Origin of the sequence: Kosakonia sp. MH5 (assembly GCF_009935945.1) — a bacterium.
Taxonomy (GTDB): Bacteria; Pseudomonadota; Gammaproteobacteria; order Enterobacterales; family Enterobacteriaceae; genus Kosakonia; species Kosakonia radicincitans.
On the sequence record NZ_QODH01000005.1, the window covers coordinates 136310 to 162611 of the forward strand.

Below are 26302 nucleotides of genomic sequence, written 5' to 3' on the forward strand. Positions count from 1 at the left end.
TCTGCAGGCCTTTTTGTTTAGTTCAGCATGTTGCGTATCACATAGTGCAAAATGCCGTCATTGCGGTAGTAAGTCAGCTCTGTCGCTGTATCAATGCGGCAGCGGCACTCCAGCATTTCCTGCTTACCATCAGCGCGGGTTAGCGTTACCGCTAATGTTCCGCCCGGTTTGATATGCTCCAGATCCACAACGTCCAGTTTTTCCTCGCCAGTAAGTCCCAGCGTTTTGCGCGTGACGCCTTGCGGGAATTCCAGCGGCAGGATCCCCATACCAATCAGATTCGAACGGTGAATACGCTCGAACGATTCGGCGATCACCACGCGAATCCCCAACAGACGCGGCCCCTTGGCGGCCCAGTCGCGGCTGGAGCCTGAACCATACTCCTTACCGGCAATCACCGCTAACGGCGTTTTCTCCTGCTGATAGCGCATCGCGGCATCATAGATAGAGATCACTTCACTGCCCGGTAAATGGCGAGTCATGCCCCCCTCCACGCCGGGCACCATTTCATTACGAATACGAATATTGGCAAATGTGCCGCGCATCATGACTTCATGGTTGCCACGCCGCGATCCGTACGAGTTAAAATCGCGACGCTCAACGCCGTGGCTTTGCAGATAACGTCCAGCCGGGCTGTCCGCTTTGATACTGCCTGCCGGCGAAATATGGTCGGTGGTGACAGAATCCCCCAGCATGGCAAGGATCCGCGCGCCGTGAATATCCTCCACCGGCTTCGGTTGCGCCGCCATATCATCAAAGAACGGGGACAACCGGATATAGGTCGAATCGTTCTGCCAGCCGTAAGTGTCCGAACGCTCAACCTGGATGGCTTTCCATTCCGGCGTACCTTCAAACACTTCGGCATACTCTTTGCGGAACATCTCTGTCGAGACCTGCTCAACGGCCCGCGCAATTTCGTTGCTGGAGGGCCAGATATCTTTCAGGTAGACCGGATCACCTTTCCGATCGTGGCCCAGAGGATCGGTTGCGAGGTTGATATTCATGTTCCCCGCCAGCGCGTAGGCCACCACCAGCGGCGGAGACGCCAGCCAGTTGGTTTTTACCAGCGGATGAATGCGGCCTTCAAAGTTACGGTTCCCCGAAAGCACCGCACCAACAGTCAGGTCGCCCGCACGTATCGCCTGCTCAATCGGTTCCGGCAACGGGCCGGAGTTACCGATACAGGTCGTACAGCCATAACCGACCAGGTTAAAACCCAGCTCATCAAGATAAGGCGTCAGGCGAGCCTGCGCCAGGTAATCGGAAACCACTTTCGAACCCGGCGCCAGTGAAGCTTTTACCCACGGCTGACGTTTCAACCCAAGTGTGACGGCTTTCTTCGCCAGTAAACCGGCGGCCATCAGCACGCTGGGGTTTGAGGTATTCGTACAGGAAGTAATGGCCGCAATGACCACTGCGCCATCCGGCAACTGATATGAATGTCCATTGAGCACGTAGTCGACCGGTTTGCGGTCTTTCTGCGCCGTATTCAGTTCCAGTTCAGAGCTGGCAGCAAAGGCTTTAGGCACATCGCCAAGCGCTACACGATCCTGTGGACGTTTTGGGCCAGCAAGGCTTGCCTCGACATCATGCATATTCAGTTCGAGTGTGCTGGTAAATACCGGTTCATCACCCGGGTTACGCCACATGCCCTGCGCTTTCGCGTAGGCTTCAACCAGCGCAACCTGCTCTTCGCTACGCCCGCTCAGGCGCATATATTCAAGCGTTACGCCATCAATAGGGAAAAAACCGCAGGTAGCACCATACTCCGGCGCCATGTTGGCGATAGTGGCACGATCGGCGAGTGGCAGCGAATCGAGTCCGTCACCATAAAATTCGACGAATTTTCCCACCACGCCGTGTTTACGCAACATCTGCGTCACCGTCAACACCAGGTCGGTGGCGGTAATGCCTTCACGCAGTTTGCCGGTCAGTTTAAAACCAACGACGTCAGGAATGAGCATTGATACCGGCTGGCCGAGCATAGCGGCTTCCGCTTCAATACCTCCGACACCCCAGCCCAGCACGCCCAGGCCATTGATCATCGTAGTGTGAGAATCGGTACCGACTAGCGTGTCCGGATAAGCAACCCACTCTTTGTCCTGGAGTTCACTCCATACGGCTTTGCCGAGGTATTCAAGGTTGACCTGATGACAGATACCGGTGCCCGGCGGTACGACGCTGAAGCGGCTGAAGGCTTGCTGGCCCCAGCGCAGAAAGACGTAACGCTCATGGTTACGCTCCATCTCCAGCCGGACGTTCTCTTCGAATGCGTCATCGTCGCCAAAATGGTCAACGGTGACAGAGTGGTCGATAACTAAATCAACCGGTGACAGCGGGTTTACTTTGGCGGTATCACCACCGAGACGTTTTACCGCTTCGCGCATGGCAGCCAAATCAACGACTGCGGGAACACCTGTGAAATCCTGCATCAGTACCCTGGCCGGGCGATAGGCAATTTCTCTGTCGGCATGGGCGGTACTTAGCCAGCCCGCCAGCGCACGGATATCCTCTTCAGTAACGGATTCCTCATCCTGCCAGCGCAGAAGGTTTTCGAGTAGTACTTTGAGTGACTTGGGTAGACGCGCAATATCCCCAAGTTGTCTGGCGGCCAGCGGCAAGCTGTAGTAGTGGTAAGTTTTATTCTCTGCCTGCAACGTGTCCTTACTGGCTTCGCGTAGGGTCAACGACATGTGCTCCTCCTTACTTACAGGGATTGCGATACCCTGAGGATCTTCAGGGTCTGTATTAAAGATAACACAAACATATCGTAACGATTTGATAACAACCCCAATTGCTACAAATGGACAAATTTGCAGGCGAGGAAATTAAAAAAGCCCCGCAGTTGCGAGGCTTTTCAATTCATTACCGGAAGAGCATCCAGACAATCTGAGTCCAAAAGAGGATGGAAACAGAAAACACGGTGATCCACGACCAGTATTTCATTCGACAATCATTATTCATCAATAAATTACCAGAAAAACTATTCATTAAAACTGAGTCTTTACTCAATTCATTTATGCTGTGTATTAATTAAAGAGTACATAAGAACATATCAATGAATAGCGCAGATAATTTCCCACAATTATTCTGATGATATATTTATTGTTTTTTGGTGTCGTCTTCCGCGAAGGCATCAATAAAAGCTTGCTGCTGTGGCGTCAGTTTCCAGCATGCTGGAATAGAGGTCACAGTTTTGGTTTTCGCTTTCTGTGGTGTGTCACGAAGCTGACATACTTGCTTAACTGGTTCTAATCGACCCGCTATAGCCATTTTAACCCCAGAATTTCCAGATCAATAACGCGATAACCGCCCAAAATAAGGCAGAACCAAGAAATACCGCCAGCCAGGCTTTACGCTTGAGCTCAGGATCCCTTTTTGGCTCTTCACTTCCTGATGGCATTGCTAACCTCGTACAATCGACATCACTTATCATTTTAGGCACCAACAATAGGTACAATTAATCATGAGATGAGACAAATCCTAAAAGAACTTTAGCCGAAAATCCAGTGAATTTACTCACCATTTCCAAAGAAATATTTAATCTTTTGACCACAAATAAATTATTGAAGTAATAAATTTGCAGACCAGCAATTTAGTTTCTATTTTTGTCGCTAATTAGTGACAGTGTCTGCTTTGAGGATGTGATTTCAATCACTGAGGCGGATTTTCGATAAGTCAGATGATGATAATAGTGATTTAGCTTTAGTCAGAGTTAAGGGTGTCTTTTCAGTCGAAAAGATACCCTCTGACATTATTTTTGCGGCAACTTAATATCTTTAAACATCGCTTCTATATCTTCATTAGAACGCAATGCCACGGCAGTGTCGACCACATCGCGGGTTAAATGCGGTGCAAAGCGCTGAATAAAATCATACATATAGCTGCGTAAGAAGGTGCTGCGACGGAAGCCAATTTTGGTTGTGCTGTGGCTGAAAATCTCATGCGCATCCAGCTTAACCAGGTCTGGATCGGAGACTGGATCGACCGCCATACTGGCGATAACACCAACTCCCAGGCCAAGTCTTACATAAGTTTTAATTACGTCTGCATCGGTGGCGGTAAAGACAATACGCGGCGTTAACCCTGCGCGATTAAACGCAGTATCCAGCTCAGAACGGCCCGTAAAACCAAAGGTGTACGTTACCAGCGGATACTGCGCCAGCTCGTCAATCGTGACCGATTGCTTTGAGGCGAGCGGATGGTCCGGCGTGACCACGATGGAACGATTCCAGTGATAGCACGGCAGCATCACCAGATCGTCATACAGATGTAACGCCTCGGTGGCAATGGCGAAGTCCGCATTCCCCTTCGAAACCGCTTCGGCAATCTGCGTGGGCGAGCCCTGATGCATATGCAGGGAAACACGCGGATAGCGCTCAATAAAGCCTTTGATCACGTTAGGCAGCGCATAGCGCGCCTGGGTGTGCGTGGTGGCGACATACAGCGAGCCTTTATCGGGCCAGGTATGTTCCCCCGCCACCGATTTAATCGCGTCCACTTTTGACAGGACTTCACGCGCAATGCGGATAATTTCCTGCCCGGCGGGCGTTACCTGAGTAAGATGCTTGCCGCTGCGGGCAAAAATTTGGATCCCCAACTCATCTTCAAGCATGCGGACTTGCTTACTGATACCTGGCTGGGAAGTATAAAGCCCTTCCGCCGTCGAGGAGACATTGAGGTTGTGATTCACCACCTCGACGATATAACGAAGCTGCTGTAGTTTCATGACAGACCATCCGAAGTACGCAAATGGGTTATCGCTTAAGACGATTTCATAATAAAAAAGCGGGTTACTATAACAACTATATCATTTATAGCTTCTGTGTATAGCAGCTAACAAAGAATAATAATGCAGGCATAAAAAAGGGCCGACAGAGCGGCCCTTTGGGGATAGGTAACTGAAGTCGCTTATTTTTTAGCTTCAGTCCATTTGTTATCAATGTAGAAAGCCGACCATCCGGTTGCTTTGCCCTCTTTTTCCGATGCCACGTACTGCTGTTTGGTTTTACGGCTAAAGCGGACAATCGTTTTATTACCTTCCGGATCCTGCTGTGGTGCATCGGCCAGGTAACGCAGTTTTTCCGGCAGACGATCACGGAAACGGTACAGTTCCTCCACCAGCGGTGCACGCGTTTCACGCGATTTCGGGAAGGTATTGGCGGCGAGGAACACCCCGGCAGCACCATCACGCAACACGAAATAAGCGTCGGATTTCTCGCAAGGCAGCTCCGGCAATGGCACCGGATCTTCCTTCGGCGGTGCTACGTCGCCGTTACGCAGAATTTTACGTGTGTTTTTGCATTCGTCGTTGGTACATGCCATGTACTTACCAAAACGCCCCATTTTCAGGTGCATTTCAGAACCGCACTTCTCACATTCAACGATCGGACCGTCATACCCCTTGATGCGGAACTCGCCCTCTTCGATTTCGTAGCCATCACAGGTCGGGTTATTACCGCAAACATGCAATTTGCGCTTCGGATCAATGAGGTAGCTGTCCATCGCCGTGCCACACTTCTGGCAACGACGTTTGGCACGCAGCGCGTTGGTTTCCGCGTCATCGCCTTCCAGCACATTGAGCACTTCGTTTTCCGGCACCAGGTTAATGGTGGTTTTACAGCGCTCTTTTGGCGGCAGCGCATAGCCGGAACAACCGAGGAATACGCCGGTACTGGCAGTACGAATCCCCATTTTACGGCCGCAGGTCGGGCAGTCGATGCTGGTCAGCACCATCTGGTTCGGTCGCATCCCGCCAGCTTCCGGATCCTGTTCAGCTTGCTCAAGCTGGCGAGAAAAATCGCCAAAGAAGCTGTCCAGCACCTTCCGCCACTCGGCTTCATGGTTTGCGACACGGTCAAGGCTGTCTTCCATCTGCGCGGTAAAGTCGTAGTTCATCAGCTCGCGGAAGTTCTCTTCCAGGCGATCGGTAACGATTTCACCCATTTTTTCCGCGTAGAAGCGACGGTTTTCCACGCGCACATAGCCCCTGTCCTGAATGGTCGAAATGATCGACGCATAAGTGGACGGACGGCCAATGCCGCGTTTTTCAAGCTCTTTAACCAGCGAAGCTTCGCTGAAACGCGCTGGCGGCTTGGTAAAGTGTTGCGCCGGAGTCAGTTCGACGAGCGACAGCACATCACCTTTATTCACCGACGGCAGAGTGCGATCTTCATCGCCCTTGCGCAGTGCCGGCATCACTTTTGTCCAGCCATCGAAACGCAAAATACGCCCGCGCGCTTTAAGGCGGAAATCACCCGCGCCAACGGTCAGCGTCGTGGAATCGTACTGCGCTGGCGTCATCTGACAGGCGACAAACTGACGCCAGATAAGCTGATACAGCTTCTGCGCGTCGGTTTCCATATCCTTCAGCGACTCAGCCTGCACCGCAACATCGGAAGGACGAATCGCTTCGTGCGCTTCCTGGGAATTCTCTTTACTGGCGTACTGGTTGGCAGATTCCGGCAGGTATTTCTTCCCGAAATTGTCAGTAATATAGCCGCGAACCATGCTGACCGCGTCCTGGCTCAGGTTGGTTGAGTCAGTACGCATGTAGGTGATGTAACCGGCTTCGTACAGACGCTGCGCCATCATCATGGTTTTCTTCACGCCAAAACCGAGACGCGTACTGGCGGCCTGCTGCAACGTGGAGGTAATAAACGGCGCGCCCGGCTTGCTGCTGGTCGGTTTATCTTCCCGCTCCAGTACGGTGTAACGCGCTTTCTCCAGCAGGCTAACGGCGGCCATTGTCTGTTCGCGGTTGACCGGACGGAACGCTTTGTCGCCTTGATGCGTCACCTGCAGCGGCAATGCGTCGCCGGCGGGCGTCGCGGTAGCGGCATCAATTTCCCAGAACTCTTCCGGTACAAAGGCTTTGATTTCGCGTTCGCGTTCAACCACCAGACGGACAGCAACAGACTGCACGCGACCAGCAGAAAGGCCACGGGCAATTTTCTTCCACAGCAGCGGAGAAACCATGTAACCCACAACGCGATCCATAAAGCGGCGCGCCTGCTGGGCATTCACACGGTCAATATTCAGTTCACCCGGCGTTTCAAAGGCCTGGCGAATGGCATTCTTGGTGATTTCGTTAAACACTACGCGGCTGTAGCGTTTTTCATCACCGCCGATCACTTCCCGCAGGTGCCATGCAATGGCTTCCCCTTCGCGGTCAAGGTCGGTTGCGAGATAGATGTGGTCGGCTTTTTCAGCCAGCGATTTCAGTTCAGAAACCACCTTCTCTTTGCCTGGCAGCACTTCGTAATGTGCATCCCAGTTGTGCCATGGGTCGATCCCCATGCGATTGACAAGAGCGCCGCGTTCATCCTTTTTAGGCTTCTTAGCCGTTTTGGTGGAGGCTGAGTCTGCGCTCTTTTTGGGTGCTGAGCCACTGGTCGGCAAATCACGGATATGACCAACACTGGATTTAACCACATAGTCATTACCCAGATATTTATTGATCGTTTTGGCTTTTGCCGGGGACTCAACGATAACGAGAGCTTTACCCATATTCACCTTTACCTAATTTAATTCTTCCAGGAATACGTCGACATTGCTTAACACCACCCGCGACGAACCTTCACTATTGCGGCGACAACCGGGGATATCAACCCCCATATCTGGCCAGGCGCGTCAAACGGAGCATTCAGGTGGCTGAGTTTACAAGCTTTTTCGCGTCAGGGTGATGTAGTACGACGGTGTTATGGTCGAATGTCAAGCAATTCTGTTGCCAGGTTGACGAAAGCGTCACACTGTACCTGATAAAATTTGTTACGCAACTTTATTAGCACGCAAAAACGAAACGCGCCAGCACAACAACAGCTCAAACCCTTTGCAAAAACAGGGAAAATTTGCTCCCTGTCCGGGCCAGCGGTAAACTTCAGAAAATTTTGAGGAGTAGAAAAATGACCGGTACATCTCAACCCATCGATCGCCAGACATTGCTGGAGCTGGCTAACAAACTGATCCGTGAGCATGAAGATACGCTGGCAGGTATTGCCGCCACCGATGTTACCCAGCGCAATGGCGTGCTGGTGTTCAGCGGTGAGTACTACCTGGATGAGCAAGGTCTGCCGACGCCGAAAAGCACGGCAGTATTCAATATGTTCAAATACTTAGCACATGAACTTTCTGAAAAGTATCATCTTATCGACTAAGTAAAAACGCGAGGCTTCTGGCCTCGCGTTTTGTTTACATCAGGGGTTTTTGCCCGCGCTGCCACCAGCGCATCAGCAGATGGTCAATACTCTCTGTCGCACTGCCGGTAAACCGCTCCATCATTTTCTTCCGTTGCTGGTAGCGGACGCCGATAACTTCATGATTCTCATACAGGCTGAGTAGCAATTCGTCGCTGGTGCCAATCTGATCAATCAGACCCTTCTCCAGCGCCTGGGAACCGTACCAGTGTTCACCGGTCGCCACGCTTTCAATATCCAGCGCCGGGCGCATCTGATGAACAAAATCTTTAAATAAGTCATGGGTTTCATTCAGGCTTTCGCGGAATTTCTGTCGCCCTTCTTCGGTGTTTTCACCCAGTAGCGTTAGCGTACGTTTAAACTGTCCGGCAGTGTGCAACTCAATATCGATCTCTTTGCCTTTCAGGAAACGGTTGAAGTTAGGGATCTGCGCCACCACGCCGATAGAGCCAATAATGGCGAAGGGCGCGGCAACAATTTTATCCGCCACGCAAGCCATCATATAGCCACCGCTGGCTGCCACTTTATCAACGGCGATCGTCAGTGGGATATGTCTGTCGCGCAGGCGCTGTAATTGAGAAGCCGCAAGACCGTAGCCGTGCACCACTCCGCCGGGGCTTTCAAGCCGCAGAACAACCTGATCCTGCGGTTTTGCCACGGTCAGGACGGCGGTAATTTCCTCGCGCAACCCGCTGACTTCTCCGGCGTCCATACTGCCTTTGAAATCCAGCACATAAACGCGTGATTTTCCTGAGTCAACGCTTTTCCCTGCTTTTGCTTTCGCCTTGGCTTCCTTTGCCTCCTGCTTGAGCTTTTTCTTCTGCGCTTTATGCCACTGTTTCTGCTGATGATCGTCCAGCAACGAAGCGGACATCTCTTCCTGCATCTCTTTATACTGCTCGCTCAAACGGGTAATTTTCAGCTCGCCCCGCTGACGCTTGCGCTGCGTCAGATTGACAATCAGTACCGCTATCACCGCAATCGCCACTACCACGGTCGCGATCTTGGCCAAAAACAGACCATATTCAGACAGTAATTCCACGCGTACCACCTCGGTTACACCAATAATCATGGCTCCAGTGTACATGAGCCATCCGGGCGCGTCTCGCGCAAGCCGTGCACCAAATGTGCCATGTTGCTGAATTTTTTAACACTCTTTGGCTTAAAGGTTGCGCAACTCTCCGCGAGGCCGATTGAAATAGCCTGTCATTTAAGGCATAAAGCCAACATATGAAGGTGAATACCGGCCCGGCCTGAGGAGGCAGTATGCATTATCAGCCGCAACGCGATCTGCTAAACGACCGCATAATTCTTGTTACCGGTGCCAGTGACGGCATCGGTAAAGAGGCCGCCCTGACCTACGCTCGCCACGGCGCGAGCCTGATTTTGCTCGGACGCCAGGAAGCGAAATTACGCCAGGTCACGCAGGCAATAAATGACGAAGGTCAGCAGGCACAATGGTTTACTCTGGATATGGCAACCTGCACGCCGGAAGAGTGCCAGCAACTGGCGGCAACGATCGCTGCCACCACACCACGCCTTGATGGCGTGCTGCACAACGCCGGTTTACTGGGCGATGTCTGCCCGATGAGCGAACAGGATCCCGCAACCTGGGATGCCGTTATGCAGGTCAACGTCAGCGCAACGTTCTATCTTACGCAGGCGCTTCTTCCTTTATTACTTAAATCAGACAGCGGTTCGCTGGTGTTTACCTCTTCCAGCGTGGGACGTCAGGGGCGCGCCAACTGGGGCGGTTACGCAGCGTCAAAATTCGCCACCGAGGGAATGATGCAGGTGCTGGCCGAAGAGTACCAGAACCGCCTGCGGGTCAACTGTATCAACCCGGGCGGCACGCGTACCAAAATGCGTGCCAGCGCCTTCCCGACAGAAGATCCGCAAAAACTGAAAACCCCCGCCGATATTATGCCGCTCTATTTGTGGCTGATGGGCGATGACAGCCGACGCAAAACCGGGATGAGCTTTGATGCACAACCCGGCCGTAAACCAGGGATTGCACAATGAGTGAAGAACGTTATCAGCAACGCCAACAGCGCGTAAAAGAACGCGTTGATGCCCGCGTGGCCGCCGCGCAGGACGAACGTGGGATTATTATTGTCTTCACCGGCAACGGCAAAGGCAAAACCACCGCGGCATTCGGCACCGCCACGCGCGCTGTCGGCCATGGGAAAAAGGTTGGCGTGATCCAGTTTATTAAAGGAACCTGGCCTAATGGCGAGCGTAACCTGCTGGAGCCATTGGGCGTGGAATTTCAGGTCATGGCGACTGGTTTTACCTGGGACACGCAAAATCGTGAAAGCGATACCGCGGCTTGTCTGGCGGTGTGGCAACACGCGGAGAGGATGCTGGCAGACCCTTCTCTGGACATGGTGCTGCTCGATGAGCTGACCTATATGGTGGCGTATGATTATTTGCCGCTGGAAACGGTGCTGAACGCGCTGCGCAACCGTCCGCCGATGCAAACGGTGATCGTTACGGGACGCGGTTGCCACCGGGATATTCTGGAACTGGCGGACACGGTCAGTGAACTACGCCCGGTAAAACATGCTTTCGAAGCAGGTATCAAAGCGCAGATTGGTATTGATTATTGATGGCAATTCTGGCCTGCCGATGATGCAGGCCCGTTGACGAGCAACGCCAACGCAGGCGATAAAAAAGGGGCTTTCGCCCCTTTTCTGTTAATCGTTTTTGTTACGCGTGCTGCCAGGACGGCGAGTGCCGCCAGGCTGGCTGTGGCGCTTCACGGCACGACGGATCTGGTTTGCTTTCATGCGGCGACGATCTTTCTCCACCGCCACTTTTGATTGCGTTTCAACGTCCAGACCAACCAGCTCGCGCAGATAGTTGGTCTGCGCCAGATCCAGCTCGGTCCAGCCGCCGCGAGGCAGGCCTTTCGGCAGCGGGATATCGCCGTAACGTACGCGGATCAGGCGGCTAACCTGGACACCCACCGCTTCCCACAGGCGACGCACTTCGCGGTTACGCCCTTCGGTCAGGGTCACGTTGTACCACTGGTTAATCCCTTCACCACCGCTGAATTTGATGGTTTTAAATGCCGCCGGACCGTCTTCCAGTTGCACACCGCGCGCGAGATCGCGCAGCTTCGCATCATCCACTTCACCAAATACGCGCACGGCGTATTCACGCTCAACTTCACGGCTCGGATGCATCAGGCGGTTCGCCAGCTCGCCGTCGGTGGTGAACAGCAACAGACCGCAGGTATTGACGTCGAGACGACCAACAGCAATCCAGCGCGCACCGCGCAGTTTTGGCAGACGATCGAACACCGTCGGGCGGCCTTCAGGATCGTTGCGGGTACAGAGCTCGCCTTCTGGTTTGTAGTACGCCAGCACACGACAAATCTGCTCAACGGACTCTTTCACCGAAATGAGATGACCATCGATGCGAATTTTCAGCCCCGGCGTCACCTCAACGCGGTCGCCCAGGGTAGCGATTTTACCGTCCACGCTGACGCGGCCAGCTTCAATAATAGATTCGATCTCACGGCGGGAGCCGTGGCCAGCTCGCGCCAGCACTTTCTGTAGTTTCTCGCTCATAGAGCATCCTTAGGTGTCGCCTTCACAGGCGTCGAATAGGGTTATCAGTCCGGCGAAGCCGCTGCTGAAAGGCCGCGTAGTATAGCGGCTTGCGCCGCTATAAGAAAGGTTTAACGTCACCGACGCCTTCGCGAAGCACGACCGGCGAGTCATCGGTTAAGTCTATTACGGTCGTTGGTTGCTGCCCGAGATAGCCGCCGTGAATGATCAAATCGACGACCTTCTCCAGTCGGTCTTTGATTTCATCCGGATCGGATTCGGTAAAATCGCTACCCGGCAGCATTAATGACGTCGAGAGCATCGGCTCATTGAGCGCTTCCAGCAGGGCCAGCGCAATTGGATTCGACGGCACACGCAGCCCAATGGTTTTGCGTTTTTCCTGCAATAAACGACGCGGCACCTCTTTTGTCCCTTTCAGGATAAAAGTGTAATTACCGGGTGTATTGTTTTTAATCAGACGAAACGCCACGTTATCAACGAACGAATAGGTCGACAGCTCGGACAGATCGCGACACATCAGCGTGAAGTTGTGGCCATCCGGCAGATGACGGATGCGGCAAATCCGCTCCATCGCGCCTTTATCCTCGATTTTGCACCCCAGCGCATACCCGGAATCGGTGGGATAAACAATCACACCGCCCTTACGCACGATCTCCACCGCCTGATTAATCAATCGCGGTTGTGGGTTTTCCGGATGAATATAAAAAAACTGACTCATACTTCCCTCTCTTACGTTTTACTGCGGCTGCTCCCATTTCAGCCAGACGCCTTCAACACCGGCCGGTAGCCAGAGTTTTCGCCCCAGTTCAATCCACGGGCAGGGCTGATGGAAATCCGATCCTTGCGACGCCAGCAAACCATACTGGCGGGCATACCCGGCGAGCTGCGCTCGTTCATTGGGAGCCTGCTGGCATTGGGCAACTTCCATCGCCTCCCCGCCGCGGTCAGCAAAATGCGCCAGCAGTCTTTTCAGCCATTTAGCGGAAAGGTTATAACGACCAGGATGGGCCAGCACCGCCGTTCCGCCAGAATGATGAATCACTTCAATAGCTTGTTCTATTGTACACCACTGCGGCGGAACATATCCCGTTTTCCCGCGCGCAAGATATTTTTTAAAAACATCGGCGATGTTACTGGCCTTACCCTGCTCCACCAGAAAGCGTGCAAAGTGACCACGCGTCACGCTCGCGCCCTGCGCCAGTCGCTGTGCGCCTTCCCACGCGCCGGGAATATGCGCTTTTTCCAGACGCCCGGCAATCAGTTGCGCGCGCTGAATACGACGCGCGGACTGCTGCTGCAAAAATTCGCACATCGCCGGGTTTTCGATATCAATGTTCAGACCCACGATATGGATTTCATGATTTTCCCAGACGGTGGAGATTTCCACGCCACTAATTAATTCCAGCGCCAGCCCGGCACGGACAATTTCAGCCCGTGCCGCAGGGATCGCGGCTGTGGTATCGTGATCGGTAATGGCCAGCGTGCCCACGCGCATTTCTACCGCGCGATGTACCAGTTGTTCCGGAGAAAGCAAGCCGTCAGAGGCGCTGGTGTGGCTATGCAGGTCATAAATTATGGCGTAGTTCGTGTCGCTCAAAGCGGCTCCGTAGATTTATCAGGACATCTGTTTGCGCCCTATCATAACGGTTAGCCAACTTTTTCTGAAATCGAGGGTTGACTTTCTTTCCGTGAACCAGTTAACTAGTACGAAAGTTCACACGACAAGGTATCGCAACAATGAATGCACATTTCTCTGTTACTCGCTGGTGGCGCACTCCCTGAACAGGGCTGTGAGATCACGTGCGCATTCAGCATACCGATACCCGGCCCGCTCACTCAGCGGGCTTTTTTTTGAACAAATTTATGAGAGCGACTATGCAAACGCAAAAACCAGCACTCGAACTTCTGACCAGCAACGCCGCATACCGCGACAATCCGACGGCGCTGTTCCACCAATTATGCGGCGATCGCCCGGCCACGTTGCTGCTGGAATCCGCCGATATCGACAGCAAGAATGATTTAAAAAGCCTGCTGCTGGTCGATAGCGCGCTGCGCATTACCGCGCTGGGTGACACTGTCACTATTAAGGCGCTCACCGCCAACGGCGCTTCCCTGCTAAATCTGCTCGATGCGGCGCTGACCGCCGGGGTTGAAAACACCGTGCTGACGGATGGCCGCGAATTGCGTTTCCCGTCGGTCAGCACGCTACTGGATGAAGATGCCCGCCTGTGCTCGCTCTCGGTATTTGACGCTTTCCGCCTGCTGCAAACGCTGGTGGACGTCCCGGCAGACGAACGCGAAGCGATGTTTTTTGGCGGCTTGTTTGCCTATGACCTGGTCGCCGGTTTTGAAGATTTACCGCAGCTTGCCCACGATCGTCGCTGCCCGGACTACTGCTTCTATCTCGCGGAAACATTACTGGTGATCGACCACCAGAAAAAGCAAACGCGTATCCAGGCGAGCCTGTTCAGCCAGGACGCCAGCGAAAAAGCACGCCTGCTTGAGCGTGTTAACGTCCTGCGCCAACAACTGGATCTGCCCGCAGAGCCGCTGCCGGTGCAGACCGTGACGCATATGCGTTGCGAGACCAATCAGAGCGACGAAGAGTACGGTGCCGTTGTACGGGAGATGCAGAAAGCGATTCGCAGCGGCGAAATTTTCCAGGTTGTCCCGTCGCGCCGTTTTACGCTGCCTTGCCCCTCGCCGCTGGCCGCTTATGAAGTGCTGAAAAAGAGCAACCCCAGCCCGTATATGTTTTTCATGCAGGACGATGATTTTGCCCTGTTCGGCGCCTCGCCGGAAAGCTCACTGAAATATGACGCCAGCAACCGCCAGATTGAGATCTACCCCATCGCCGGAACGCGCCCGCGCGGTCGTCGCCCGGATGGTTCTCTGGATCGCGATCTCGACAGCCGTATCGAACTCGATATGCGTACCGACCATAAAGAACTTTCTGAGCACCTGATGCTGGTCGATCTGGCGCGTAACGATCTGGCTCGCATCTGTACGCCTGGCAGCCGTTATGTTGCCGACCTGACAAAAGTGGATCGTTATTCATACGTTATGCACCTGGTTTCCCGCGTGGTGGGCGAACTGCGTCAGGATCTGGATGTGCTGCACGCTTATCGCGCCTGCATGAACATGGGAACGCTTAGCGGCGCACCGAAAGTCCGCGCTATGCAACTGATTGCCCGGGCCGAAGGCGCACGACGCGGCAGCTATGGCGGCGCTGTCGGTTACTTCACTGCTCACGGCGATCTGGATACCTGCATTGTCATTCGTTCCGCGTGGGTTGAGGACGGTATTGCCACCGTTCAGGCCGGCGCCGGCGTGGTACTGGATTCTGTACCGCAGTCTGAAGCCGATGAAACCCGTAATAAAGCTCGCGCGGTTCTGCGCGCTATTGCCACTGCACACCACGCACAGGAGACGTTCTGATGGCTGACATTCTGCTGCTCGATAATATCGACTCTTTTACTTACAACCTGGCGGATCAGCTGCGTGCAAGCGGACATAATGTGGTGATTTATCGCAACCATGTACCCGCACAAACTTTAATTGACCGTCTGGCAACGATGCAAAACCCGGTGCTGATGCTGTCACCAGGCCCGGGCGCGCCGTCTGAAGCAGGCTGTATGCCGGAACTGTTGACGCGTCTGCGCGGCAAGTTACCGATTATTGGTATCTGCCTTGGGCACCAGGCGATTGTCGAGGCCTACGGTGGCTATGTCGGCCAGGCCGGTGAAATCCTGCACGGCAAAGCCTCCAGTATTGAACATGATGGCCAGGCGATGTTTGCCGGTTTAAGCAATCCATTGCCGGTGGCGCGTTACCATTCGTTGGTTGGCAGCAATATTCCCGCAGGGTTGACCATCAATGCGCATTTCAACGGCATGGTGATGGCGGTACGTCACGATGCGGATCGCGTCTGCGGCTTCCAGTTCCATCCGGAATCGATCCTCACCACGCAGGGCGCACGCCTGCTGGAGCAGACGCTGGCCTGGGCGTTGCAGAAACTGGAGCAGAGCAACACACTGCAACCGATTCTGGAGAAACTTTACCAGGCGCAAACCCTCAGCCAGCAAGAGAGCCACCAGCTCTTCTCGGCGGTGGTGCGCGGCGAGCTGAAACCTGAACAACTGGCCGCAGCGCTGGTCAGCATGAAGATCCGCGGTGAGCACCCGAACGAAATTGCCGGTGCCGCTACGGCGCTGCTGGAAAATGCCGCGCCCTTCCCGCGCCCGGATTATCCGTTCGCGGATATCGTCGGTACCGGCGGCGATGGCAGCAACAGCATCAATATTTCCACCGCCAGCGCGTTTGTCGCTGCCGCGTGCGGGCTGAAGGTCGCTAAACACGGCAACCGCAGCGTTTCCAGCCGTTCAGGTTCATCCGATCTGCTGGCCGCATTTGGTATTAATCTGGATATGAATGCCGACAAATCGCGCAACGCGCTGGATGAACTTGGCGTCTGCTTCCTGTTTGCGCCGAAATACCACACCGGTTTCCGCCACGCAATGCCGGTACGTCAGCAGTTGAAAACCCGCACCCTGTTTAACGTGCTGGGGCCGCTCATCAACCCGGCGCATCCGCCGCTGGCATTAATTGGCGTTTACAGCCCGGAGTTGGTGCTGCCGATTGCGGAAACCTTGCGTGTTCTCGGTTATCAGCGCGCTGCCGTCGTGCATAGCGGCGGGATGGATGAAGTGTCATTACATGCGCCGACGCTGGTTGCGGAGCTCAATAACGGTGAAATTAAAAGTTACCAGTTAACTGCCGAAGACTTCGGCCTGACGCCTTATCATCAGGAACAGCTTGCGGGCGGCACGCCGGAAGAAAACCGTGACATTCTGACGCGCTTATTACAAGGTAAAGGCGAAACTGCTCATGAAGCCGCTGTGGCCGCCAACGTCGCGGTGCTGATGCGTCTGCACGGCAACGAAGATTTGCGGGCCAACGCGCAGAAAGTACTGGATGTGCTGCACAGCGGAGCAGCCTACGACAAAGTCACCGCACTTGCGGCAAGAGGATAAAAGATGCAGACCGTTTTAGCGAAAATCGTCGCCGATAAAGCCATATGGGTTGCGGCGCGCAAGGAGCAACAACCGCTGGCCAGCTTCCAGAACGACGTCGTGCCGAGTACACGCAGCTTCTACGATGCCCTGCAAGGAACACGGACCGCCTTTATTCTGGAATGCAAAAAAGCGTCGCCGTCCAAAGGCGTTATCCGTGACGATTTCGATCCGGCGCGCATCGCCGGCGTTTATAAACATCACGCTTCGGCGATTTCCGTACTGACCGATGAGAAATATTTCCAAGGCAGTTTCGATTTTCTGCCCATCGTTAGCGCCATCGCGCCACAGCCGATCCTGTGCAAAGATTTTATTATCGACCCATATCAGATCTATCTGGCGCGTCACTATCAGGCCGATGCCTGCCTGCTGATGCTGTCAGTGCTGAATGACGAACAGTATCGCCAGCTTGCTGCCGTGGCCCACAGCCTGAAGATGGGCGTGCTGACTGAAGTGAGTAACAAGGAAGAATTGCAACGTGCCATTGCGCTGGAAGCGAAAGTGGTTGGCATTAATAACCGCGATCTGCGCGATCTGTCGATTGATCTCAACCGTACTCGCCAGCTTGCACCACTTCTGGGTAAAGGCGTCACGGTGATCAGCGAGTCCGGCATTAATACTTACGCCCAGGTTCGCGAACTAAGCCACTTTGCCAATGGTTTCCTGATTGGTTCGGCGCTGATGTCGCATGACGATCTCGATGCCGCCGTGAAACGCGTGCTGCTCGGCGAGAACAAAGTTTGCGGATTGACTCGCGCCGAAGATGCCCGCGCCGCCCATGAAGCGGGCGCGATTTACGGTGGATTGATTTTTGTCGCCTCCTCGCCGCGCGCCGTCTCCGATGAACAGGCGCAAGCGGTAATGCAGGGCGCGCCGCTGCAATATGTCGGCGTGTTCCGTAACGCCCCGGTTGAAGATGTGGTGGCGAAAGCAAAAGCGCTGGCACTTTCTGCGGTGCAGTTACACGGCAGCGAAGATCAGGCCTATATTGACGCTCTGCGCGCGGTATTGCCTGCACAGACGCAAATCTGGAAAGCGCTAAGCGTCAGCGACACCCTGCCGCCACGTAACTTACAGCAGGTCGATAAATATCTCTTCGACAACGGCCAGGGCGGCAGCGGCCAAAGCTTCGACTGGTCACTGCTGGCCGGCGAACCGCTCGATAATGTGCTGCTGGCTGGCGGCCTGAGCGCAGATAATTGTGTGCAGGCGGCGAAAACCGGCTGTGCTGGACTCGATTTTAATTCAGGCGTGGAGTCGGAACCGGGTGTTAAAGATGCCAGCAAACTGGCTTCGGTTTTCCGTACACTGCGTGCTTATTAAGGAAAGAAGAGAATGACAACACTATTGAACCCATGGTTTGGCGAGTTTGGCGGCATGTTTGTTCCACAGATCCTGATGCCCGCGCTGCGCCAACTGGAAGAAGCGTTTGTCAGCGCCCAGAGCGATGCGGATTTTCAGCGCCAGTTTAACGATCTGCTGAAAAACTACGCCGGACGTCCGACTGCGCTGACGAAATGCCAGAACCTGACTGCCGGTACCCGCACCACGCTGTACCTGAAACGTGAAGATCTGCTGCACGGCGGCGCGCACAAAACCAACCAGGTTCTCGGTCAGGCGCTGCTGGCAAAACGGATGGGCAAAACCGAAATCATTGCAGAAACTGGCGCGGGGCAACATGGTGTTGCATCGGCGCTTGCCAGTGCTCTGCTCGGTCTGAAGTGCCGCATCTATATGGGCGCAAAAGATGTTGAGCGCCAGTCGCCGAACGTCTTCCGTATGCGTCTGATGGGTGCAGAAGTGATCCCGGTACACAGCGGCTCCGCCACGCTGAAAGACGCCTGTAACGAAGCGCTGCGCGACTGGTCCGGCAGCTACGAAACCGCGCACTATATGCTCGGTACTGCCGCTGGCCCACACCCGTTCCCGACCATTGTGCGTGAATTCCAGCGCATGATCGGCGAAGAGACCAAAGCGCAGATCCTCGAAAAAGAGGGACGTCTGCCGGATGCCGTGATTGCCTGCGTCGGCGGCGGCTCAAATGCTATTGGCATGTTTGCCGATTTTATCGATGAAACCAGCGTTGGTCTGATTGGCGTTGAACCGGCCGGTCACGGTATTGAAACCGGCGAACATGGCGCGCCGCTGAAGCACGGCCGCGTGGGTATCTATTTCGGCATGAAATCGCCGATGATGCAGACCGATGAAGGCCAGATTGAAGAGTCTTACTCCATCTCCGCCGGGCTGGATTTCCCGTCTGTCGGGCCGCAACATGCGTATCTCAACAGCATTGGTCGCGCTGATTATGTGTCGATTACTGACGACGAAGCGCTGGACGCTTTCCAGGTGCTGAGCCGCCATGAAGGGATTATTCCGGCGCTGGAATCTTCGCACGCCCTCGCCCATGCGCTGAAAATGATGCGCGAAAACCCGGATAAAGAGCAGCTGCTGGTGGTTAACCTCTCCGGCCGCGGCGATAAAGACATCTTCACCGTACATGACATCCTGAAAGCGCGAGGGGAAATCTGATGGAACGCTACGACAACCTGTTTAAACGGCTCGCCGACCGGAAAGAAGGCGCTTTCGTTCCCTTCGTTACACTGGGCGATCCGTCGCCGGAACAGTCGCTGAAAATTATCGATACGCTGATCGAAGCTGGCGCGGACGCGCTGGAACTGGGGATCCCCTTCTCCGATCCGCTGGCCGACGGCCCGACGATCCAGAGCGCGACGCTGCGCGCTTTCGCCGCAGGCGTTACGCCGACTCAGTGCTTTGAAATACTGGCAACCATCCGTCAGAAGCATCCGACCATTCCAATTGGCCTGCTGATGTACGCCAACCTGGTGTTCAGCGGCGGCATTGATGAGTTTTATGCCAAATGCGAAAAAGTCGGTGTCGATTCCGTGCTGGTGGCCGATGTGCCCATTGAAGAGTCTGCCCCCTTCCGTCAGGCGGCGATGCGCCACAATGTTGCGCCAATCTTTATCTGCCCGCCGAATGCCGATGATGAACTGCTGCGCCAGATTGCCTCTTATGGCCGCGGTTATACCTATCTGCTGTCGCGGGCTGGCGTAACCGGTGCGGAAAACCGTGCGGCGCTGCCGTTGCATCACCTGGTGGAAAAACTGAAGGAATACCACGCTGCGCCGCCGTTGCAGGGCTTTGGTATCTCTGCGCCGGATCAGGTTGCCGCTGCGGTGAATGCAGGCGCAGCGGGCGCGATTTCCGGCTCGGCGATTGTCAAAATCATCGAAAAAAATCTGCAAAACCCTACAGCGATGCTGGCTGAGCTGAAAGAGTTTGTTCAGAGTCTGAAAGCCGCTACGCTGCCGCGTTAATTCTGTTGCCGCCTGTTCGCTCAGGCGGCCTCTTCTTGCTTCAGTAGTGTCTGCGCATACTTCTGGACCAGCCGGAACAGCGACTGAACATCATCGGGTTCCCAGCCGTCGAATGTCGCATTCATCAGCCGTTGCCGTGCGGCGTCAATTTTCATTGTCATCGCTTTGCCCTCTTCGCTGATGGTGAGTTCGCTCACTCGTTTGTCCTGCGGCTGACTTTTTTTCACCACTAGCCCGGCCTGCTCCAGTTTTTTCACCTGGCGGCTTACCGTGGTGTAATCCCGTCCGACACGGTTAGCCAGTTCAACCACGCCAATGGGGCCAAAACGTTCAACCGTCACCAGCAGCGGAAACAATACCTGATCAAGGGTGATATCTGCCGCGCGCATCAGCGCCATATCACGTAACGGATGATTCATCACGCCAATAATAGTGAGTAACGCGCGATGGAAATCATCGATGTCATAATTAATATGTGCATTTTGCATATAAATTCCTGATGGTGTAGAGTGGCAATCTCAATATGTGCATTTTACACATAAACCCTGACGGAGAGAATTCTATGTACGCAGCCATTGTCCACCAGACCAACCTGCCCCCACGTTATGCCAGCTTCGCCCTGCCTGAAGCCCGACAGGGCGAGTGCCTGATCACCGTTAACGCCGCCGCGATAAGTCATGTGGTGAAAAGCCGCGCATCAGGCCAGCATTACAGTTTTGATGGTGCGCTACCCTTTGTACCGGGTATTGATGGCGTCGGCACACGACCAGACGGCCAGCGTGTCTGGTTTGCTTTTCCGCGCGCGCCATGGGGCAGCATGGCAGAGTTTGCGCCTGTTGCGGAACAGCACTGCATCCCTCTGGTGGATGAGCTGGACAGCATCAGCGCCGCGGCGATGGCAAATCCGGGCATGTCAGCCTGGGCTGCACTGGCAACCCGCGCGGGCCTCCGTCGCGGTGAAACGGTGTTGATCAATGGCGCAACAGGCAGCGCCGGACAACTTGCGGTGCAGATTGCCCGCTACCTCGGCGCGGGGAAAATTATCGTCACCGGGCGTAACGCCGCCGTTTTGCACAGTCTTGGCGCAGATCACGCGATCAATCTGACGGATGAGAGCGAAGCGCTGCGCCAGCAATTCGCTGGCGCCTTCGCGACTCCTGTCGATGTGGTGGTGGATTATTTGTGGGGTAGTAGCGCAGAACTGATCCTCACCGCCGCCGCGAAGGCAAAATCGCCAACCCGCTTTGTTCAGGTGGGTGCGCTTTCCGGGCAGGATATCCGTTTGTCCGGCGCCTGGCTGCGCGCAGCGCCGATCCAGTTGATGGGCAGCGGCATCGGTAGTTTATCGTTACCTCAGCTGCTGCAAGCTACCGCAGAGATGTTCGCCGTGGCGCTACCGGCGCAACTGCGTATTGCCACTACGCCTGCGCCTCTGAGTGACGTTGAAACTGCCTGGCTGCGTGATGACAGCCAGAAAAGAACCGTTTTTGTTATCAGCTAATGGTAACCCATTGTTAAAAGGTTCATATTTTCTGTGGAATAATGACCGTGACGCTGGTTATACAGAGAGTGAATCGATGAGTGACACACCTTCCCCCTGGCCGCGGCGCTGGATAGCGCTGCTGCTGACTGGCCTGCTTTCCGGCGCGTCAGGCATGCTAATTGCGCTACTGCTGCATGAAATCCAGCATCTGGTGTTTGGTTACAGTCAGCAATCACTGATTGGCGGCGCGCCGTTTCTGCAAGGCGTTACCGATGCCAGTAACCTGCGCCGTTTTGCCGCACTGACCGGTGCCGGTGCAATTGCCGGCTGCGGCTGGTGGTTGCTGGCGAGATATGGTAAGCCCCGGGTAAGCGTTACGGCGGCGCTCGGCGAAAAGGGTCGCCAGATGCCAGCGGGTACCACAATCTGCCATGCCCTTTTACAGGTGGTGACGGTGGCGATGGGCTCGCCGCTGGGACGTGAAAGCGCGCCGCGAGAAGTGGGCGCGCTGTTTGGCGGCAACATTGCCCGGCGTAGCGGCCTCAATGCACAGGAAACCCGGATGGTGATCGCCTGTGGTGCAGGAGCCGGGCTGGCTGCGGTTTATAACGTCCCGCTGGCCGGTGCGATTTTCACGCTGGAAGTGTTGCTGGTGACCATCGCCTGGGATGCGGTGATTGCCGCAACGGTCAGTTCCGCGCTGGCGGCGTTTGTCGCCTCTCTGGTGCTGGGCAACGAACGTCAGTACCAATTTATTGCGCCACCCGCACCTGTATCATTAATCGTTTGGGCGGCGCTCTCCGGCCCGCTGTTCGGTTATGCCGCTTGCCAGTTTCGCCGCATGACGCGACAAGCGCGCGGCCAGGTGAAAAGCAACTGGCAGATGCCGCTATTCTGTTTACTCGCCTTTGCCTGCCTCGGTTTGTTCTCCATCTGGTTTCCGCAACTGCCGGGCAACGGCCGCGGGCCAGTGCAGCTCAGTTTTGGCGGCGGTGTCACTCTGCCGCTGGCAGCCATGCTGATTGGCCTGAAAGTAGTCAGTATCTGGATGGTGCTACGCGGCGGCGCGGAGGGCGGCCTGCTGACGCCCGGCCTGGCGATTGGCGCACTGCTGGGCGCGCTGATGTATCTACTTGTCGGTCCCTTCTTCCCTGGGGGCAGTATGGGAGAATTTGCTCTCACCGGCGGTGCCGCGTTTCTGGCGTCATCCATGCAGATGCCGCTGACCGCCATTGTCCTGCTGATGGAATTTACCGGCATGGACTTCAGCTTTTTTGTCCCTCTCACCTTGTGCGTGGCTGGCGCGTATATGACCTGCCGCTACGTGGAGTGATCCCGACGACTAATTACCGTGCAGTGATTAAATGGATTTGGCGGTGTAAAAGCCACGAACGCAGAGATAAACGGGGAAACTGGCCGCAAGCTGGGCCAGTTTCCAGCCGGACTCAAAAACGATAACCCGCAGAGAACATAAATACCCACGGATCCAGGCGAGTGCTGACACTCTGCTGAGCGCCATTGGCCTTGAAACGCACATCCGTATCAATATCCATATACCAGACCGACATGTTGATTAACCAGTTGCTATTGATCAGATAGTCCAGCCCTACTTGCCCTGCCGCGCCCCATGAATCTTTCAGGCTCAGATCGGAAAGCCCGGCTGCTTTACCGGTGTCGTTAAATTTTTCGTCAAAGAAAGTGGTGTAGTTGATACCCGCGCCAATATACGGACGGAATTTGCTTTTCGGATCACCAAAGTACCACTGCGCCATCAGCGAAGGCGGCAAATGATGCACGGTTGCGATATCGCCCGTAGGGCCAGTGCCTACGCGGTGGCGGAACGGCGTCGCAGCCAGCAGTTCAATACCCACATTGTCCGTTGCCATCCATGTCATCGTCACACCCAACTGGGTGTTATTGCTGACATTAAAACTACCAAGACTACCCAGAACATTATCCGAACCTGCCGTTGGACGGACAGTAGCGGAACCGGCACGAATAAAGAATTCGCCCGCGTCATGCGCATACGCGCCGCCGGAAAGCGAACTCAGGACTAATGCTGCCACAGCTAATTTTTTCATATCCACTCCGTAATTGTGGTTTTTATCGCGACGTGAATATACCCATAACTGAGTACAAAGTGATCCAACCCAGATCACACTTAATCCCATAATTTAACATTCATTGATCTGAGTTAATTTTCATCCTCATGCCACCCCCTTAATTTTTGTATTTAAATCAATTTTCACTTTTTCAGGCATGAAAATTTTCCACCTTAGCCATCTTGTACGCCAGTAAGCGCAGAGATAATTTAGTGGCCTGACAATTCGTCTTGATACGTTGTGAAGTGCAGGTGTGCTATGAGCGATCTCAATCCGTGCATGTCGTGCGGAGCATGTTGTGCGTATTTTCGTGTCTCTTTTTACTGGGCTGAAGCGGATGACGCTGGCGGCCCTGTCCCGGCTCAACTTACAGAGCCACTAACCCCCTTTTTACGCTGTATGAGCGGCACTAATCAGAAACAGAGCCGCTGCGTGGCGCTGGAGGGGACCCCCGGCGAATCGGCCCGTTGCAGTATCTATGAAGGAAGACCATCACCTTGCCGGGAATTTGCGATGTCTGGCGAGAATGGCGAAGTGAATGAAGCCTGCGATCGCGCCCGCGCACGTTACGGATTAGCGCCTCTTTACAAAGATATGCTTTTCCATACAAGCCATGATGCTGCCACTGAGCCACTATTCGGGGTACAATCGCCGACAATTTGATACCGCAATACTCAAGGAGAGTGCATGTCTATCACGGCGAAGTCCGTTTACCGTGACACGGGGAATTTTTTTCGTAATCAGTTGATTACCATTTTGCTGATTGCGCTGCTGTGCGCATTTATCACCGCAGTCATTGGGCACGCGTTTTCACCCACTGACGAACAACTCTCCATTTTAACGCAAGGGGATAACCTGGCGGGCAGCGTCGGCTTGTTTGAACTGGTGCAAAACATGACGCCAGAGCAACAGCAGGTGCTGCTGCGCGCCTCGGCAGCATCGACCTTCTCCGGGCTTATCGGCAACGCGATTCTGGCAGGCGGCGTTTTGCTGCTGATCCAGATGGTTTCAGCCGGTCAACGCGTCAGTGCGCTGCGCGCGATTGGTGCCAGCGTGCCGGTGCTGCCAAAGCTGTTTTTATTGATCCTGTTGACCACCTTTATGGTGCAGATCGGCATCATGTTTATCATTGTTCCGGGCGTGATTCTGGCGATTCTGCTCTCCTTCGCCCCCGTCATGCTGGTACAGGATAAAGTGGGGATTTTCGCCGCCATGCGCAGCAGTATGCGTCTGAGCTGGCGCAATATGCGGCTGGTAGCTCCGGCGGTCATAAGCTGGCTGCTGGCAAAAACAGTTCTGTTAATGTTCGCGCACAATTTCGCGGTTTTCACCCCGGAAGTAGGCGCAGTTATCGCGAATACAATCAGCAATTTGATCTCGGCGGCGCTGCTTATTTATCTGTTCCGCCTCTATATGCTGATGCGCTAATGATTGTTCCGGCAGCCCGCTCAGGGTTGCCCCTGTTTATGGAATCGTAGAATGAAGCAGTTTCTTGATTTTCTTCCGCTGGCGCTCTTTTTCGCAGTTTACAAACTTTACGATATTTTCGCCGCGACCAAAGTATTGATTATCGCCTCAGCCATCGTGCTGATTTATTGCTGGATCCGTTACCGCAAAGTGGAAAAAGTAGCGTTAATCACGTTTGTGCTGGTTGCCGTGTTTGGCGGATTAACCATCAAATTCCACGACGTTGAGTTTATTAAGTGGAAAGTAACGGTGATTTACGGTTTGTTTGCCATCGCGCTGTTGTTCAGCCAGTGGGTGATGAAGAAAACCCTGATCCAGAGCATGCTCGGGAAAGAGCTGACGCTGCCCGCAGCCGTCTGGTCACGGCTGAACATCGCCTGGGCACTATTCTTTATCGTTTGCGGGCTGGCGAATATCTACATTGCTTTCTGGCTGCCGTTTGATGTTTGGGTCAATTTCAAAGTGTTTGGCCTGACGATTCTGACGCTGGTGTTTACCGTGCTCAGCGGTATTTACATCTACCGCCATATGCCGCAGCAGGATGATAATTCCTGAAAACTGAAGCCAGGCCAGCGCCTGGCTTTTTTCTTCCCGAACGCCCCGTATTCGTAGTAGCATCGCGCCAGAAATCCCTCATCACAGAAGAGATAATAATGACCACCATTCAGGAAACTCCTCAGGGAGAACTTGTTTTACGCACATTAGCAATGCCAGCAGATACCAATGCTAACGGAGATATCTTCGGCGGCTGGTTGATGTCACAAATGGATATGGGGGGCGCAATCCTGGCAAAAGAGATTGCGCACGGACGCGTGGTCACCGTGCGGGTGGATGGCATGACCTTCCTCCGGCCGGTTGCCGTCGGCGACGTGGTGTGCTGCTATGCGCGCTGCGTGAAACGCGGGAATACTTCCGTCAGTATCAATATGGAAGTGTGGGTAAAAAAAGTCTCTTCTGAGCCCATTGGCCAGCGTTACAAAGCCACCGAGGCGCTGTTTATCTATGTCGCGGTTGATAAAGAAGGGAAACCTCGCCCGTTACCGCAACAGTCATAAAAAAAGCCTCCTGAC

26 protein-coding genes and 1 other annotated feature are annotated in these 26302 nt (G+C 54.4%); of the genes, 14 read left to right on the top strand and 12 right to left on the bottom strand.

Annotation, left to right across the window (positions count from 1 at the left end):
• Positions 1-17: 17 nt before the first annotated feature.
• The 6 genes from acnA to topA all read right to left on the bottom strand — a co-directional run bounded on the left by acnA (position 18) and on the right by topA (position 7509).
• Positions 18-2693: an aconitate hydratase AcnA gene (gene acnA / locus DK872_RS15120; protein WP_071920883.1), complete on the bottom strand. Its 2676-nt coding sequence runs from the start codon at positions 2691-2693 to the stop codon at positions 18-20.
• 172 nt (positions 2694-2865) lie between these two features.
• Positions 2866-2964, bottom strand: coding sequence for a small membrane protein YmiC (ymiC, locus tag DK872_RS27570; RefSeq protein ID WP_227136793.1), 99 nt, complete (start codon positions 2962-2964; stop codon positions 2866-2868).
• A gap of 138 nt (positions 2965-3102) precedes the next feature.
• Positions 3103-3273, bottom strand: coding sequence for a hypothetical protein (locus tag DK872_RS27340; protein ID WP_007371935.1), 171 nt, complete (start codon positions 3271-3273; stop codon positions 3103-3105).
• A 1-nt stretch (position 3274) separates the two neighbouring features.
• Positions 3275-3436: a YmiA family putative membrane protein gene (locus DK872_RS15125; protein ID WP_072439810.1), complete on the bottom strand. Its 162-nt coding sequence runs from the start codon at positions 3434-3436 to the stop codon at positions 3275-3277.
• A gap of 318 nt (positions 3437-3754) precedes the next feature.
• Positions 3755-4729 carry an HTH-type transcriptional regulator CysB gene (gene cysB / locus DK872_RS15130; RefSeq protein ID WP_007371933.1) on the bottom strand — a complete coding sequence of 325 codons (975 nt, stop codon included), beginning with the start codon at positions 4727-4729 and terminating at the stop codon, positions 3755-3757.
• 182 nt (positions 4730-4911) lie between these two features.
• A complete protein-coding gene (topA, locus tag DK872_RS15135; protein ID WP_071920884.1) occupies positions 4912-7509 on the bottom strand; it encodes a type I DNA topoisomerase in 2598 nt (865 codons plus the stop codon).
• Positions 7510-7904: 395 nt separating this feature from the next.
• On the opposite strand from topA, the gene DK872_RS15140 reads away from it, so the two are divergent.
• Positions 7905-8156 (top strand): YciN family protein, encoded by a 252-nt coding sequence (locus DK872_RS15140; RefSeq protein WP_007371930.1) that lies wholly within the window; start codon positions 7905-7907, stop codon positions 8154-8156.
• Between the two features lie 34 nt (positions 8157-8190).
• Here DK872_RS15140 and sohB read toward each other — a convergent pair whose 3' ends face one another.
• Entirely contained in the window at positions 8191-9237 is a 1047-nt protein-coding gene (gene sohB / locus DK872_RS15145; protein ID WP_007371929.1) for a protease SohB, read from the bottom strand.
• Positions 9238-9461: 224 nt separating this feature from the next.
• On the opposite strand from sohB, the gene DK872_RS15150 reads away from it, so the two are divergent.
• Both DK872_RS15150 and cobO read left to right on the top strand, forming a co-directional pair.
• Positions 9462-10217, top strand: coding sequence for a YciK family oxidoreductase (locus tag DK872_RS15150; RefSeq protein WP_161518503.1), 756 nt, complete (start codon positions 9462-9464; stop codon positions 10215-10217).
• A complete protein-coding gene (cobO, locus tag DK872_RS15155; protein WP_007371927.1) occupies positions 10214-10804 on the top strand; it encodes a cob(I)yrinic acid a,c-diamide adenosyltransferase in 591 nt (196 codons plus the stop codon). Before DK872_RS15150 ends, cobO begins: the two co-directional genes overlap by 4 nt.
• A gap of 87 nt (positions 10805-10891) precedes the next feature.
• Here cobO and rluB read toward each other — a convergent pair whose 3' ends face one another.
• The 3 genes from rluB to rnm all read right to left on the bottom strand — a co-directional run bounded on the left by rluB (position 10892) and on the right by rnm (position 13367).
• Positions 10892-11770 carry a 23S rRNA pseudouridine(2605) synthase RluB gene (gene rluB / locus DK872_RS15160; RefSeq protein ID WP_007371926.1) on the bottom strand — a complete coding sequence of 293 codons (879 nt, stop codon included), beginning with the start codon at positions 11768-11770 and terminating at the stop codon, positions 10892-10894.
• Positions 11771-11867: 97 nt separating this feature from the next.
• Positions 11868-12488 (bottom strand): L-threonylcarbamoyladenylate synthase, encoded by a 621-nt coding sequence (locus tag DK872_RS15165; protein ID WP_007371925.1) that lies wholly within the window; start codon positions 12486-12488, stop codon positions 11868-11870.
• Positions 12489-12506: 18 nt separating this feature from the next.
• Positions 12507-13367: an RNase AM gene (gene rnm, locus DK872_RS15170; RefSeq protein WP_007371924.1), complete on the bottom strand. Its 861-nt coding sequence runs from the start codon at positions 13365-13367 to the stop codon at positions 12507-12509.
• A 161-nt stretch (positions 13368-13528) separates the two neighbouring features.
• Positions 13529-13623 (top strand) — a sequence feature (Trp leader region).
• A gap of 22 nt (positions 13624-13645) precedes the next feature.
• Here rnm and DK872_RS15175 point away from each other — a divergent pair.
• Genes DK872_RS15175 through trpA form a run of 5 tightly spaced genes read left to right on the top strand, consistent with a single transcriptional unit; the run spans position 13646 to position 20180 of the window.
• Positions 13646-15208, top strand: a complete 1563-nt coding sequence (locus DK872_RS15175; RefSeq protein WP_007371923.1) for an anthranilate synthase component 1 — start codon at positions 13646-13648, stop codon at positions 15206-15208.
• Positions 15208-16803 carry a bifunctional anthranilate synthase glutamate amidotransferase component TrpG/anthranilate phosphoribosyltransferase TrpD gene (gene trpD, locus DK872_RS15180; protein ID WP_035885524.1) on the top strand — a complete coding sequence of 532 codons (1596 nt, stop codon included), beginning with the start codon at positions 15208-15210 and terminating at the stop codon, positions 16801-16803. Before DK872_RS15175 ends, trpD begins: the two co-directional genes overlap by 1 nt.
• A gap of 3 nt (positions 16804-16806) precedes the next feature.
• Positions 16807-18165: a bifunctional indole-3-glycerol-phosphate synthase TrpC/phosphoribosylanthranilate isomerase TrpF gene (trpCF, locus tag DK872_RS15185; RefSeq protein WP_072439819.1), complete on the top strand. Its 1359-nt coding sequence runs from the start codon at positions 16807-16809 to the stop codon at positions 18163-18165.
• Between the two features lie 12 nt (positions 18166-18177).
• Positions 18178-19371, top strand: a complete 1194-nt coding sequence (trpB, locus tag DK872_RS15190) for a tryptophan synthase subunit beta (protein WP_007371920.1) — start codon at positions 18178-18180, stop codon at positions 19369-19371.
• The gene (gene trpA, locus DK872_RS15195; protein ID WP_007371919.1) at positions 19371-20180 is read left to right on the top strand and encodes a tryptophan synthase subunit alpha; all 810 of its coding nucleotides are present in this window, start codon (positions 19371-19373) and stop codon (positions 20178-20180) included. The genes trpB and trpA overlap by 1 nt, the downstream gene beginning before the upstream one ends.
• 20 nt (positions 20181-20200) lie before the next feature.
• Here the strand turns inward: trpA and DK872_RS15200 are convergent, their stop codons facing one another.
• Complete coding sequence (locus DK872_RS15200) at positions 20201-20668, bottom strand: MarR family winged helix-turn-helix transcriptional regulator (protein WP_035885521.1); 468 nt, start codon at positions 20666-20668, stop codon at positions 20201-20203.
• A gap of 74 nt (positions 20669-20742) precedes the next feature.
• On the opposite strand from DK872_RS15200, the gene DK872_RS15205 reads away from it, so the two are divergent.
• Both DK872_RS15205 and DK872_RS15210 read left to right on the top strand, forming a co-directional pair.
• The gene (locus DK872_RS15205) at positions 20743-21681 is read left to right on the top strand and encodes a zinc-binding alcohol dehydrogenase family protein (RefSeq protein WP_079517847.1); all 939 of its coding nucleotides are present in this window, start codon (positions 20743-20745) and stop codon (positions 21679-21681) included.
• A 10-nt stretch (positions 21682-21691) separates the two neighbouring features.
• Positions 21692-22996, top strand: coding sequence for a chloride channel protein (locus tag DK872_RS15210; RefSeq protein ID WP_007371915.1), 1305 nt, complete (start codon positions 21692-21694; stop codon positions 22994-22996).
• 112 nt (positions 22997-23108) lie between these two features.
• Here DK872_RS15210 and ompW read toward each other — a convergent pair whose 3' ends face one another.
• Entirely contained in the window at positions 23109-23744 is a 636-nt protein-coding gene (gene ompW / locus DK872_RS15215) for an outer membrane protein OmpW (RefSeq protein ID WP_007371913.1), read from the bottom strand.
• A gap of 279 nt (positions 23745-24023) precedes the next feature.
• Here ompW and DK872_RS15220 point away from each other — a divergent pair, with 279 nt between their 5' ends.
• The 4 genes from DK872_RS15220 to yciA all read left to right on the top strand — a co-directional run bounded on the left by DK872_RS15220 (position 24024) and on the right by yciA (position 26287).
• Complete coding sequence (locus tag DK872_RS15220; RefSeq protein ID WP_071532002.1) at positions 24024-24428, top strand: YkgJ family cysteine cluster protein; 405 nt, start codon at positions 24024-24026, stop codon at positions 24426-24428.
• Between the two features lie 24 nt (positions 24429-24452).
• Positions 24453-25193, top strand: a complete 741-nt coding sequence (locus DK872_RS15225; RefSeq protein ID WP_161518504.1) for a YciC family protein — start codon at positions 24453-24455, stop codon at positions 25191-25193.
• 51 nt (positions 25194-25244) lie between these two features.
• Positions 25245-25787: a septation protein A gene (locus DK872_RS15230; protein ID WP_161518505.1), complete on the top strand. Its 543-nt coding sequence runs from the start codon at positions 25245-25247 to the stop codon at positions 25785-25787.
• 98 nt (positions 25788-25885) lie between these two features.
• Complete coding sequence (gene yciA / locus DK872_RS15235; protein ID WP_007371909.1) at positions 25886-26287, top strand: acyl-CoA thioester hydrolase YciA; 402 nt, start codon at positions 25886-25888, stop codon at positions 26285-26287.
• Positions 26288-26302 lie beyond the last annotated feature (15 nt).